This window comes from Luteibacter sp. dw_328 (assembly GCF_018449605.1).
In the GTDB taxonomy this organism is placed as follows: domain Bacteria; phylum Pseudomonadota; class Gammaproteobacteria; order Xanthomonadales; family Rhodanobacteraceae; genus Luteibacter.
The window spans coordinates 200,375-212,821 of sequence record NZ_JAAVUW010000006.1; the positions used below are offsets into that span (position 1 = coordinate 200,375).

Consider the following 12,447-nt stretch of genomic DNA (forward strand, 5'->3'; position numbering starts at 1 on the left):
TGAATCGGCTCCTACAGGAGCGGTTTCGGTATCAGTAACGCGGGACGGTCGGATCCACTTCGCGGGACCATGCGTCCATGCCGCCTTCGACATTGAACAGCTGCGTGAAGCCATGCGCGGCGAAGCGCTCGGCGGCGGCGCGGCTGGAGACGCCGTGGTGGCAGATGAAGGCGATGGGTGCGTCCTTCGGCAGCTGGGCCAGCGTTTCGTAGCCTTCCTCTTCGAGGATGCGCGCGCCCGCGAGTGGTGCGGCCATGACGCGGGCGTGGGCGGGGCGCACGTCGACGAGGGTGATGTCCCCGGCGGCGAGGCGGTCCTTCAGCTGGTGGACGTTGAGCGTGCCGATCTCGACAGCGCCGGGAAACTTCAGGCTGAGGCCTTCGCCCTGCACCGTGGTGACCCAGTCGATGACGACGCCCTTGGCGCGCGCGGCACTGCCCGGATCGAAGTGGACTTCGATACCGCTGGCGACTACGACGATGTCGAAATCACCCGCCGGGGCGAGCTGGAAGCCCGCGCTGTGGTCCGGACCGATTTCGAGGTGCAGCGCCATGCCCTGGGCATTGGCCATGCCACCACGGATGGCTTCGGCCGCCTTCTCGGTGATGGTGATTTCCGGCGGCGTGCGGTCCGGCGCGCTGGCGCCAAACAGGGTGTAGAGCTCACCGCTGGTGTACATCTGGCGGATGATGTCCGAACCACCGACCAGCTCGCCCTTCACGTAGAGCTGCGGAATGGTCGGCCACTGGCCGTATTCCTTGATGCCCTCGCGGATTTCCGGATCTTCCAGCACGTTGACCGTGTGGTAGGTCGGGATGATGTCGTTGAGCGTGTTCGTCGCCGCGGCCGAGAAGCCGCACATCGGCTGCTGGCGCGTGCCCTTCATGAAGAGCACCACCTGGTGCTCGGCGAGGAGAGTTTCGATGCGCTCGCGGGTGGGTGTATCGAGGGCCATGGGGTCACCGCGGAAAGAGAGGGGGCCATTTTACCGGCATCCGTGGCACATGGGCCCCCTTCGAGTCCGTTTCAACCCGCTAGTGACACTTCCGCCGTCAATTCCGTGAGATCGGCCCGGCAATCGACCAGCGGAGCGAAGCCGAGGACGGCCTCGGGCGAGGGCAGCACGGTCTCACGGCTGGCGCGACCCAGGTGGGTGCGGCGCTCGGTCCAGTGGATGAGCTCCATCGCCCCGGTGGCATCCTCGACGAGGGCGGTGCAATGCTCCACCCAGTCGCCGTCGTTCATGTAGAGGATGCCGTCCAGCGACCGAATATGGCCGAAATGGATGTGGCCGCAGATGTGCCCGTCGAAGCCTCGCTCGCGGGCGTCGGAGGCCACCCGCTGCTCATAGTCCCGGATGTAGGCGAGGGCGGCGCCGACGTGCGACTTCAGGATGATCGACAGGGGCATGTACGGCAGCTCGAGGCGCTTGCGCACCGCATGCACACGACGGTTCGCCCAGCAGATGAAACGATGCAGGTTGTCGCCCAGCCAGGCGATCCAGCTGCGACCGATATGCTCGGGGTCGTACTCGTCCCCGTGGCTCACCCGGTAACGGCGGCCATCGGCACCTTCGTGCACCGCGTCGAGTTCCACGCGTATACCCGCGATGGTCGAGCCGGCGAGACCGCGCATCTGGAAATCGTGGTTGCCCGGCAGGTAGGTCACCTTCGTGCCCTTCGCGGCGATGGCGACGAGCTCGGCGATGACCGCGCTATGGTCGGGATGCCACCAGTGGCGCTTGGCCAGCGCTTCCAGATCGACGATGTCGCCGACCAGGTACAGCTGCTCGCAATCGAGATTCTTGAGGAAGTCCAGGAGATAGGCTGCCTTGCAGTCCGGCGTGCCCAGATGCACGTCGGAGATGAAGGCGCTGCGGCAGGAGAGCTTGGCCATGACGTCGGTTTCCCGGGTTGTCCCGGGACATCAGTCTCGACCTGGCAGGTAACCGCGGCGTGGCGGGGGTGTTTCAGGTGTGTTGCGGTAGAGCATCGCCGCTGAAGCGGCTCCCACTAGTGAATCGGGGTCCCACAGGGGTCAGGTCGCGCCGGATTTGTGTGGGAGCCGATTCATCGGCGATCAGCGATGAAGCTCCCGCAATGCCGCCTGGGCCTCCGGCAAAATCACATCGACCCACGTCGCGTACTGCGCGGCCGACGGGTGCAGCCCATCCTCCACCAGCATCCCGGGCGTCGCACCCGCCGCGCGCGAGGCCGGCGTCACGTCCGCCCATCGCGCATGGGCGCGAATGGTCTCGTCATGCGCGATGGCGTTGAAGGTGTCGATGTCGCTGGCGATCGCCGCGCGATCCCGGCCTTCGGCAAAGGCGGTGACGCCCCAGTCGGGAATCGACACCACGATCACCCGGCGCGAATCGCCGGCCAGCGCGATAGCGCGATGAAGCAGGGTGAGGAATTGTTCGCGGTACTCGCTGGCGGAGCGGCCGCGGTATTGGTTGTTCACCCCGATCAGCAGGGTCACCAGGCCGACGCTGCCGCGAAGGGCGGCCTCGTCCATCGCGATCGACAACTCATCGGTCGTCCAGCCCGTGGTGGCGATGATGCGCGGATCGCCGACCATGACGCCACGCTCGCGCAGGCGCGCGACCAGTTGCACCGGCCATCGTCCCTGGACAGGCACGCCTTCGCCGATGGTGTACGAATCGCCGAGGGCGAGAAAGGTGGCTTCGGTCACGGCTCAGGCGACCGCGCTGGCCGCGGGCGTGGCCTCGTCTGCCATCCGGCCGAGCACGCGATCCATGCGCACGAACACCTCGGCCAGCTGGGCAGGCTCGGGCAGCAGGGTGAGTCGCAGATGACGGCTCGCCGAGAGGTTGAAGCTGGTGCCTGGTACGACCAGCACGCTCTCTTCCTCGAGCAGGCGGAGCGCGAAGGCGGTGTCGTCGAAATGGGCGATGGCATCCGCGCGGATCTGCGGAAAGGCATAGATGGCACCGCCCGGGGCGACCACGTCGAGGAACGGGCTGGCAGCGACATGGTCGAGCACCGTCTGTCGCGCCTGGTACAGACGGCCGCCGGGCGAGGTCAGGGCACCGATCGTCGGCGCGTCGAGCAAGGCCGGGCGCACGGCCCACTGCGCTGTCACGTTGGCGCACAGGCGCAGGGCGGCGAGCAGCTGGAGGGCATCCCGGTACTCGGCGGTGCGACGCGGGTCACCGGAGAGACTCATCCAGCCGACGCGATAGCCGCAGGCACGGTGCACCTTCGAAAGTCCGCCGAAGCTCACGCAGGGATGGTCACCGGCAATCGCCGCCAGCGGCTGGAACGGGGTGTCGTCGTAGAGGATCTCGTCGTAGATCTCGTCACAGAGCAACAGCAGCCCATGGCGCCGGGCGACCTCGACGATGCGTTCGAGGAGGGCCTTCGGGTAGACCGCGCCCGTGGGGTTGTTCGGGTTGATCAGCACCAGGGCGCGCGTGCGCGGGCCGATCAGGGATTCGATCTCGTCGGGGTCGGGGAGGTGATCATGCTCGGCAAGGCAGCGGTAGTAGCGCGGGCTGCCATCGTTGAGGATGGTCGCGGCGCTCCAGAGCGGATAGTCCGGGCTGGGCAGTAACACCTCGTCGCCTGGCTGGAGCAGGGCGCGCAGGGATATGTCGATGAGCTCGCTCACGCCGTTGCCGATGAAGACACGCTCGACATCGATGCCGACCGATCCGCGGGCCTTCTGCTGGGCCACGATGGCCTCGCGGGCCTCTTCCAGGCCCTGTTCGTGACCATAGGCTTCGCTATCGGTCAGATGGGCGCCTATCGCTTCGCGGAGATGGGGCGGGGTGGCAAAGCCGTAGCGGCCAGGGTTGCCGATGTTGAGCTTGATGATCGGCTGGCCGGCCGCTTCCATGTCGCGGGCACGCCGGGTGAGGGCGCCGCGGATTTCATAGCGCACTTCCGCCAGGTGCGCGCTGGGCTTGATCGAGGACACGTGCAGGACTTCCGGTGCTTGCCGCCGGGCGCGTTCCCGGCGGTCGTCGTCCGATCCTAACAGCGTACGAACGGGCTCGCGAGGCGGAAACAGGGTCGGAAGCGGGCATAATCACGACTATGACCGACTCATCGGACCTGGCGCGCCTGCGCCATATCGGCTGGCGCGACCCCGCCCTGCCCGACGATCCACGCCGCCTCGCACGCGTCGTGGCGCAGCATCGTGCCGGCTACGAAGTTCACGACGGCTCGGTGGCGTTCAATGCACAGCCTGCCGGGCACTTCCTAAAGCGTGGCCTCGATCCCTCGCTGCGACCGTCTGTCGGCGACTTCGTCCTGCTCGACCATGCCAATCATCCGGTGATCGAGGAGATCCTGCCTCGGCGGTCGGTCCTGACGCGTGCGGCGGCCGGCGAGCGCTACGAGCGCCAGATCATCGCGACCAATATTGACTACGTGCTGGTGATCACCGGTCTCGACGGCGATTTCAATCCGTCGCGCATCGAACGCTACCTCACGCTGGTCGAAGGCTCCGGCGCGCGTCCCGTCGTCTTGCTGACCAAGGCCGACACCGAGGTTGACGTCGAGGGTGCCGTCACTGCCCTGCGCGAACGGCTCCCCGATGATGCGGCGGTGCATGCGATCAACGCGAAAGACCCTAGCACCGTGGCCCTTCTGAGTGCCTATCTCGGCCCCGGATCCAGTGCCGTGCTGGTGGGTTCGTCGGGCGCAGGCAAGTCGACGCTGACCAATACGCTGCTGGGTTATGACCGCATGGCCACCGCCGCCGTGCGCTCGCACGATAGCCGCGGCAGGCACACGACGACCCACCGCGCACTGCTCAGTCTCCCAACGGGTGGTTGCCTGATCGACACGCCGGGGATGCGCGAGCTGAAACTTACCGGCGAAGAGAACCTGGACCTGTTCGCCGACATCGAAACCCTGTCGTCGCAGTGTCGCTTTGGCGATTGCGGACACAGCAACGAACCGGGCTGCGCCATCCAGGCTGCGCTTGCCTCGGGTGAGCTCTCGCCGCAACGCTGGCGCAACTATCTCAAGCTGCACGACGAACGCGAAGAGCAGGCCGCCACGCTGGAAGCACGCCTGAAACGGAAGGCCGGTCCAAAGCCTGTCGGCAAGCCCAAGCGTGGCGAATGGCGCCGCGGCGACGGCTGACTCACGGAGCGACAGCTCCCGACATACGCGGTGTGCGCCGATAACTAAGTTGCTTTCCTCATCGACAAAACGAGGAAGGCATCATGGCCGTGTATTCGTATGGGCGCAGCGCGCTCGCCCTGGCATTGTTCGGTGCGCTGGTCGTCCCGGCGCGGGGCACCCACTATCCCCACAGCGTCGTCGTGAACGACGGTGAGGCCTTTTCGCTGGACCCTGGCGACAGGATCACCATCGACGGACCCGGCGTCGGCCGCGCCGTCGAGGTCAGGCGACGCGGTTCGTTCGACGCGTACGACGTGGATATCATCAATCACAGCTCAGGCAATGCCGCGCGCCATGCGTACGGTCTGCTGGCTTTCGGCGAGGCAAGTGCGTTCGTTGGTGACAGCCGCATGGTTGGTAGCGGCACACGTTCCATCGGCGTCCATGCCCAGGATATCTCCAGGATCACCCTTCAAAATGTAGCGCTGACCATGAGCGCGGCGGATAGCATCGGGATCTCATCGCGTTCGGGTAGCCGGGTCACCGCGAATGGTGTGAGGTTGCGCGTCGATGGTGAGAACGCGATCGGGGTTCTCGCCGCGGGAACGGATACTCGTATCGTCGGCTCGGGACTTTCCATCGTCCACGCGGGGAAACGCGGCGGCGCGGGTAAGGCGTTCGAGGTGGCGGAGGCCATCGCCATCAGTGGTGGCGCAAACGTCGCACTCACCCACAGTTCCCTGCTGACAGAACAGCCTGCCGTGGACACGGTATCGATCCGGGGTGCCACGTCGATACTCGCCGTGGGCGACACGCGGATCATCGCCCAAGGTGTTGGCGCCTCCGCCATCGCCCTCGCGGGTGGCACGGTGACCGTCGACGGTGGCGAAGTGCGTGGCGCAGGTCACGCTATCCGCGCCGTGCATGGTGATCCAGGCGATGTCGCCGTCACCGTGAGCGGCGGTGCGCAGATCGCCGGTCGCATCGAGAACGCGGATCAGCTGCTGACCTTCTCCGCCGAGAACAGCCATGTGCACGGTGACATCGTCAGCACGGGAAGCGGCCCGCTACGTGTGAGGCTGGCCAATTCGTCGTGGATTGGCAGGGGCGAGCGCGTTGCCGAACTCACTGTCGCCGACGGCTCCTGGAAAGCGACCGGCGACAGTTCGGTGCAACACCTGGCCTTGCTCGGGCATGGACGGATCGCCTTCGACGAGGCCTCGCCAGCGAGCAGCCTGCATGTCGGCACGTTCGCCAACCCCGGCAACGGAGGTAGCGTGACCTTGCGGGCCCGGCTGGATGTCGGCGGCGCAGCCGGCCAACTCGCCGACCGGCTACTGGTCTCCGGAGACGCCACGGGATCCACGACTCTGCATATCGTCAACGCGGGGGGGTGCCGGTGCGGATACGTCGCCGCTGTCGCGCGAACCGCACGCCGGTGACGGGATCAGTGTTGTGCAGGTCGGTGGGCAGGCCGGCACGGATTCCTTCCAGCTTGCGGGTGGGTATGTGGCCGCCGGTCCCTGGCAATACGGCCTCGTTGCCTATGCACCGGGCTCGTCCGATGCACGGCAGCGTCTGGTCGTCGGCGAGGGCAACGACCACTGGGACTATCGGTTGCAGAGCAACCGTATCGATGCTTTCGGCAACCCGGTAAACGACGAAGCCTCCGTGCGCGGTGCCGCCACGCGGGCACGACTGGTGCCCCAGGGACCTGCCTATCTCGTGCTTGCCCATGCGCTCTTCGGCTACGGACGCGCGTCCATGGATGCCTGGCGTCCGGACGACCCGGCCGCGACGCGAGATCCGGCATGGCGCGTTCGTTCGTTCGGTGGTCATGCAGCCTACCGAAGCACCCTGCCGTTCCAGCGCTACGCCACCGACTACGTGCGATCGGATCGTGGCCTGCAGATAGCCGGCGACGTGCTCGCATGGTCATCGGGTGCCATGACGATGCGTGCTGGGCTGGGCCTCACCACGGGGTCGACGCGTATCGCACCACGCGATGTCGATGGCGTGAGTCGCGCGAGGGCCAACGCGCGCGGTATGGTGGCCACTTACGTGCTGGATACCGAAGATGGCTGGCATGCCACAGCGTCGTACGGGTATACGCATCATCGCATCGATGTGAACACGCCCCTGCGTGGCGAGGTACTAGGACGGTTTCGTGCCAACGCCAATGAAGCGTCGATCGGCAGTGGCTTCCGTTGGCATCCGGTCGAGCGCCTGGTACTCGAGCCTGCGGCTTCCCTGCTCTGGCAACGTCTCCGCTTTGTCAGTGCCACGGATCGCGATGGCCTGCTCGTACGGCCGGGTTCACCCAGCCGCGTGACCCTGCGCAGCGGCGCGCGAGCGTCCATGCGGTTCGAACCCAGGGGCGACGTGCTCGCCGCCTGGTCGCCGTACATCGACACCCGCTACGTCATCACACGCGGTTCGGGAGAGTCGGTCGATGTCTCGGGCGTCCGGCTGGCCACGGGCAGCGCGGGAAGAGCCACTGAACTCGCGGCGGGCGCGGCATGGCAGTTTCGCCATGACCTCACGGCGTATGTCGATGTCACCGCGCGTTCGCGGGTCGGCCACGGTGGCGAGTCCGGCATGAGCGCCCGCGCCGGCGTGATCTACCCGTTCTGAGAACCGGGACGACCGTGGTGGCCGGTCAGTACGTGACGGTCACCATGATGATGTCGCTGTAGATGGCCGCCCTGGCGGCGGCCTGTGCCGGAACCCGGCCGTACACCGTCATGGTCTGCTCACTGCCCGAGCCGGTGCCGGTTGCCGTGTCGGTGTTCAGCGTGCTTCCCCAATGCAGTGTGCGCTGGGAATCACGGTAGAGGTCATATGTCACGAAACCGCTGCCGGATGACATTCGCCGCGTGGTACCGAGGGCATTCTGTCCATTGTCGAGACCGACCTGATACGCCGCACGGTTGGTGCAGGTCATGCGCACCAGGGAGGTCTTGTCGGTGGCCGTCTTCAGCAATCCGGACACGCTGCCAAAATCCAGGTCGGTCGCCGTGCCCACGGTGCACTTCGCCGACACGGACGCCGTGATGCCCACCGAGGGTGCGGTCACGGTGATCGGACCACCCGTGCCGCCGGCCTGGCAGGTGGTCGGCGCCACACCCAGGCTGAGCAATGCCTCGTTGTAGCTGTAGGTCAGCGCATTGCTGGTGAGTGCACTGGCCAGGGTGGCGGCATAGCTACCGGGCGAGAGATTCGATTGAAGGGCAGGTACGCGGCCATAGATCGTCAGGTTTCCGGACACCGCCGCGCCGTTGGACAGGATGCCGATGCTCATGTTGAAGGTTCGTGCGGTGTAGGTGGCGTTGGCGACCGTGCCCCAGGCCGTCGTGCGCGTCGAATCCTTGTAGAGCTGGTACTGCATCCGGTCGCCACTGGGGTCGATCATCGTGCGTGGCGAGAGGTTGCCAAGGTCATCGGCACCCAGGCTGGCGCACGCCGTGACGTAGGTGCCGTAGAGGGCACCCAACAGGCCGTTATACGTGCAGCTGTAATTGAGTGTGGCGGTAGTGTCGACGAAGCTTCCCGTCGGGTCCACGGTGCCGAACGCCACGTTGGTGATGCTGGTGACCGTGCACGTCGTCGTCGCTTCGGCGCGTCGCGATCCGCACAGCGCCGCCAGGGTGATGAGCAGGAGCGCCAGCCATTTCATGGCACCGTCGTCCGGCAGACCAGCGGCCCGATCAGTGGCAGGTTACGTGCGCTGGCCGGGTAGGTGAGCGACGCGGCGCAGTGGTGGCCATCTGGCAGGCTGACGTGAAGATCCGTGCTTCCGTGGAGGTTGTCGAGGTAGACCATGCCGTCATAGCCGACATACGCAGGTGGCTCATCGTCGGCGTTGACCACGGAGCCCACGGGCAACGGCGTGCCGTTTTCGTCGACCAGGATCGCCGAGGCCGCTCGTACGCGCTTCACCGGAAAACGGACGACAACGCCGGAGCGGTCCGACGGCGCGACGATGCTCTCGACGCGCTGCACGCGATCGTCGGCAGGCAGGTCGAGCGGATCGATGGCGAGTCGGTTGTCCTGATAGGCATTGAGGCGGGACACCAGAAGCAGCCCGTTGCTGTCCGTGACTCCCGTACGTCGGTTCTCGAGCAGCACGGGAATATCCGGTGTGCCCTCGGTGCTGACCAGGGCGAAGGCATCGTCGATGCGCCGCGCGGCGAACGCATGGCCACCCATCAGTACGACAGCGCCGTTGGCATCCGCGTAGCTATACGACGAAGGCCCGACATTGCTCGCGCCCACCGTCAGCTGACCGCGGTTGCCGAGCCAACCCAGTTCGGCGAGGCCACCGCCGTCACTTCCGCTGCGCCCCTGGACATGCCAGCCGAACCCGCCGTCACCGTCGACCGGCCGGCTCGCGTCCACGGTCGCGAAGGTCTGGTCGCGGTCGCGTTGTGCCGAGACACTCCACGTGGCGAGCTGGTCGAGCGACATGGTGACGCCGAGGAAGATGCTACGGTCGCTGGACGCGTCCAGGTTCTGGTTGTAGCTGAGATTGACCGACACACCGCGGCCGAGATTGCGCAGCACGAACAAACCTGCATAGCGCGAGGCGGATTGCCCCGCGTAGCGCAGTCGAACGAAGTTCGCGCCGAAGCTGGATTCACGTACGTTGAAGCCGATGAGCGCACGGTCGCTTGCGCGGGGCGGCGGTGAACCATAATTGGAAGCGACGTCACGATAGCTGGCGTCGCTGCGCACGGTGTCCAGTGAGGCGTTCACATAACGCCCCGTCCAGGCATAGCCAAAACCATACTGCGAGCCGCCACTGCGCGAGCCCGCCATCGAGGCGTTGAGAACGCTGGCGCCCGCCGGATTCCATACCGCACCCACGCCGGCGGTGCCGCGGCCATCACCTGCTTCGGCATGCGTCTCAAGCGTCAAGGTATCGCTCACGCCGTGGCGCCAGGTGGCACTTCCGATCGGCGCGTTACCGTATTCGAACGACGCGATGCCGTATGCCTCGCGCACGGTACCCACTTCGACGGACCAGTCGTCCAGGCCACCGCGGAGCAGCTGACGCGCGGAATAGAAAGGGAACGTCACCGTGCTGCTGCGTCCGAGCGCATCGGTAAGGACCACCTGGGCCTGGCCGGACTGATCCACGCCCGGCACCGCGGTAAGCTGGAACGGGCCCGCCGGGACGCGACCGTTGTATTGGCGGATGCCGTCGACATATAGCTCCACCGCCGAGGGAGCGGTGGCCTGGCCGAAGAACTGCGGTAGCGGCGTAGTCACGCGATACGGCTGCAGCGCGAAATCGGTGCCGAAGCCGATACCGCCGATGCGCGTTGCGCGCGTCCAGGAGAGATAGCCCGTGAAGGTGTCACCGACCGTCAGGGCCAGCGACTGCGCGGGAAACGCGAGCCGCCACTGCGTGTCCAGGCGCACCGTGTCACCTTGCCAGCCCTGTCCGGGCGTCTGGTAGCGTCGAGTCAGTTCGGTGCTGCTCAATACACCGAGGCCGTCGCTGAAGGCGCGCAGTTCGGTCAGGGCGCTGACGTTGCCGACTCCACCGCCTTCGGCGGCATAGATATCGTAATTGAGCAGCACGCCGGTCCCGCTGGTGGGCGGCGTGGCGCTGCGTTCGGCCTTGTTGAGGATCTGCCGTGGGAGGTTGAGCTGGTCCAGAGGCGCATCCACGGTGACGCGTTGCTGGCCTACGTCGTAGGTGTAGTGAAGTCCGGGAATGTCGGGCAGGCAACGTTCGTCGTCACCCGGGGGAAGAGCGAAGCCGATGCCGCGCAGGTCGGTGGCCGTGGCGCAGAGTGCTTCACCGCGGCGAGTGAAGTGGACGAGGCGCTCGGTCGCGCTGCCATTGAGCACCACCTCGAGGTAAAGCTCTTCGCCCACCAGGCGCACGCGTGGCTGCACGGTCGCCGGCGGTGGCACCGGGTCGGCATCCTTCGCTGTGGCGTGCATGGTGGCGGCGTCCAGCACGAGGAGGCTAGCGGCCGTCCGGGTCCACGACCAGCGTCGACTCGGACGTTTCACCATTGATCCTCGCCTTGATCGCGCCATCCGTCGGCGAGGCGCCTTGTGGCAGATGCCAGCTCATGGTGCTGCCAGGCAGCGCGTAGCCCACCAGGCCGGCAAGCAGCACCGTGTGTTGTCCCTCCGCACCACGCCATACGACGTCGGCGATTTGCGCATGGCCGTTTCCTGCGTTGCTGACGCGCAACATCGGGCCGTCGGGTGCGTTGTCCCAGCTCGCCTGCAGCGCCACCTTCACGGGAGGGTCGCCCACGGGCGCCAGGAAGACGGGTAGGGAGTAGCGAAGGATGAACTTCAGCCCCGCGCGATCGCCTGCATCGATCGGCAGCTCGTCGACGATGACCCGGTACGACGCCTCGGTTGCCGGGGGCGCAGGCACCTGCCGGATAACGCGCACCATCTGCCGGTCGCCCGGAGCGATGGTGACCATGGGCGGGCTCACAACAAGATCGCGCGAGGGCTCGAGCACATCCTTGCCGTCGACTTGCGACCAGTGGAAAACGCGCACCTGTGCGTGTACAGGCTCGCTGCCTGTATTGGTCAGCCACAGTGCGTCCGCTTGCGCGGTGCTGGCCAGACGCAGGCCGATCGGTGAGACCTGCAGGCCGCTCGCCGGTGCCGGAGGCACGAGCAGGAACGCTGCGGCCAGCGCGCAGGCTATTGCCACGCGTCGTGGCCACGGGCACACCGTCAGTACGTGATCGTGGCGGTGATGACGTCGGCGTACGAACCCGCCGGGAAGTTCGTGGTGGGTACGCGACCGTAGACCGGTACCGTCTGGACCGTGCCCGTGCCCGTGCCGGCGTAGATGTTGCCACCGGTGCCGGTGGTGCTGCCCCAGATGTCCGCTGCCGTGCGCGTGGCCAGGCGGTACAGCTGGTAGGGTACCTGTGCGGTGCCGCTGCTCATCTTCCGGGTGTTCGCGTCTGTCCCGTTCTGCCCGTTGTCCAGTGAGATCGTGTACGGCGAGCTCGGCGTGCAATTGACGTTGAGGGCGCCCTGGTTGTCGACATTCGTCGCCGTGGACGGTTGCGTGCCGAAGTTCACGTCGGTGGGTGCGGTCGTGCTGATGTCGCACGCGGTGGTGATGGTGATGCGGACATTGAACGTGGTGGTGGCGGTCGCGGCCTGGGCGCCGCCCGACGTAAGGCCGAGGCCGATCAGTGCGGACGTGATGAGCAGACGGAAATTCATGGTGGATCTCCTGTGACGTGTGTCCGTCGGCTGCAAGGATCGGGGGAGTGAAGCCGTCACGCGTGTGAATTCCGGCGGTCGCTGCCGTATCGACTTAGCGATGCCGAATCAGCTTAGCGTTATGTCA

General features: G+C 66.4%; 11 protein-coding genes. 3 read left to right on the top strand and 8 right to left on the bottom strand.

Annotation, left to right across the window (positions count from 1 at the left end; translation table 11 throughout):
* Window positions 1–31: 31 nt before the first annotated feature.
* From grxD to HB634_RS15860, 4 genes are all read right to left on the bottom strand, one after another.
* Window positions 32–955: a Grx4 family monothiol glutaredoxin gene (grxD, locus tag HB634_RS15845; RefSeq protein ID WP_213949248.1), complete on the bottom strand. Its 924-nt coding sequence runs from the start codon at window positions 953–955 to the stop codon at window positions 32–34.
* Window positions 956–1,026: 71 nt separating this feature from the next.
* A complete protein-coding gene (locus HB634_RS15850; protein ID WP_063573480.1) occupies window positions 1,027–1,896 on the bottom strand; it encodes a UDP-2,3-diacylglucosamine diphosphatase in 870 nt (289 codons plus the stop codon).
* Between the two features lie 183 nt (window positions 1,897–2,079).
* Window positions 2,080–2,694, bottom strand: a complete 615-nt coding sequence (locus HB634_RS15855; protein ID WP_213949249.1) for a GDSL-type esterase/lipase family protein — start codon at window positions 2,692–2,694, stop codon at window positions 2,080–2,082.
* Between the two features lie 3 nt (window positions 2,695–2,697).
* A complete protein-coding gene (locus tag HB634_RS15860; RefSeq protein ID WP_213949250.1) occupies window positions 2,698–3,942 on the bottom strand; it encodes an aminotransferase class I/II-fold pyridoxal phosphate-dependent enzyme in 1,245 nt (414 codons plus the stop codon).
* A 119-nt stretch (window positions 3,943–4,061) separates the two neighbouring features.
* Here HB634_RS15860 and rsgA point away from each other — a divergent pair, with 119 nt between their 5' ends.
* The 3 genes from rsgA to HB634_RS15875 all read left to right on the top strand — a co-directional run bounded on the left by rsgA (window position 4,062) and on the right by HB634_RS15875 (window position 7,733).
* Window positions 4,062–5,117 (top strand): ribosome small subunit-dependent GTPase A, encoded by a 1,056-nt coding sequence (rsgA, locus tag HB634_RS15865; RefSeq protein ID WP_063571767.1) that lies wholly within the window; start codon window positions 4,062–4,064, stop codon window positions 5,115–5,117.
* A gap of 83 nt (window positions 5,118–5,200) precedes the next feature.
* Window positions 5,201–6,541 (top strand): hypothetical protein, encoded by a 1,341-nt coding sequence (locus HB634_RS15870; RefSeq protein WP_213949251.1) that lies wholly within the window; start codon window positions 5,201–5,203, stop codon window positions 6,539–6,541.
* Window positions 6,542–6,554: 13 nt separating this feature from the next.
* On the top strand, window positions 6,555–7,733 hold the full coding sequence (locus HB634_RS15875) for an autotransporter outer membrane beta-barrel domain-containing protein (RefSeq protein WP_213949252.1): 1,179 nt from the start codon (window positions 6,555–6,557) through the stop codon (window positions 7,731–7,733).
* 25 nt (window positions 7,734–7,758) lie between these two features.
* Here the strand turns inward: HB634_RS15875 and HB634_RS15880 are convergent, their stop codons facing one another.
* Genes HB634_RS15880 through HB634_RS15895 form a run of 4 tightly spaced genes read right to left on the bottom strand, consistent with a single transcriptional unit; the run spans window position 7,759 to window position 12,320 of the window.
* Complete coding sequence (locus HB634_RS15880; protein ID WP_213949253.1) at window positions 7,759–8,775, bottom strand: spore coat protein U domain-containing protein; 1,017 nt, start codon at window positions 8,773–8,775, stop codon at window positions 7,759–7,761.
* Window positions 8,772–11,129, bottom strand: coding sequence for a fimbria/pilus outer membrane usher protein (locus HB634_RS15885; RefSeq protein WP_213949254.1), 2,358 nt, complete (start codon window positions 11,127–11,129; stop codon window positions 8,772–8,774). The genes HB634_RS15880 and HB634_RS15885 overlap by 4 nt, the downstream gene beginning before the upstream one ends.
* A complete protein-coding gene (locus tag HB634_RS15890) occupies window positions 11,080–11,793 on the bottom strand; it encodes a molecular chaperone (protein ID WP_213949255.1) in 714 nt (237 codons plus the stop codon). The genes HB634_RS15885 and HB634_RS15890 overlap by 50 nt, the downstream gene beginning before the upstream one ends.
* A gap of 23 nt (window positions 11,794–11,816) precedes the next feature.
* Window positions 11,817–12,320: a spore coat U domain-containing protein gene (locus HB634_RS15895; RefSeq protein WP_063571762.1), complete on the bottom strand. Its 504-nt coding sequence runs from the start codon at window positions 12,318–12,320 to the stop codon at window positions 11,817–11,819.
* Window positions 12,321–12,447 lie beyond the last annotated feature (127 nt).